The organism is Bacillus sp. AFS001701, from assembly GCF_002559405.1.
Lineage (GTDB): Bacteria > Bacillota > Bacilli > Bacillales > Bacillaceae_G > Gottfriedia.
Window position 1 is genome coordinate 1 of record NZ_NTZO01000714.1, and the last position, 481, is coordinate 481.

The 481-nt window shown below is 26.2% G+C and carries 1 protein-coding gene; it reads right to left on the reverse strand.

The window, feature by feature from the left end; genetic code table 11:
• Positions 1 to 253: 253 nt before the first annotated feature.
• On the reverse strand, positions 254 to 406 hold the full coding sequence (locus CN514_RS26075) for a hypothetical protein (protein WP_176526077.1): 153 nt from the start codon (positions 404 to 406) through the stop codon (positions 254 to 256).
• Between the last annotated feature and the right edge of the window lie 75 nt (positions 407 to 481).

Genomic DNA, 481 nt, shown 5'->3' on the forward strand with positions numbered 1-481 from the left:
AATTCAATAAAAATGAAAAATCTTTCCATTCAATTTAATTATTAAAATAGCCTACCTATTTAAAATTAGGTAGGCTATCATATTTTAGTAAAAAATTAAATACGATCCAAATGAGCTGTATCGCAAAGTACTTCAAATTCCAACTCTTTCTCTTCACCAAAATTTCTTTTAAATCATCCTCTTCAATAATTTCCGTTTCTCTGTGTCTTTTAAATGAATTGATAACAACTTTAGTCCTCCAGCTTTAGTGAAATTATTCCTTAACTTGTTTTTCCTCTCTTCGTTCATATAAAATACCTGCGATTAAGGCAAGTAAAACATTTGTAATTAACAATGGGCTAAATCCAGAACCACAAACTAATGATAAAAAAAGCGCAATAATAACGAATAGGACTGGCAAATTCATTTTATATTCTCCTTAAATGAAAAGTTAATTAATTTTAGACATATTTAAGACTATTTTATATTAAAAATATTTTAC

What these genes read in the sequence shown, in the direction of transcription:
- CN514_RS26075 (WP_176526077.1), bottom strand. Translation starts at nt 406, where the DNA reads ATGAATTTGCCAGTCCTATTCGTTATTATTGCGCTTTTTTTATCATTA.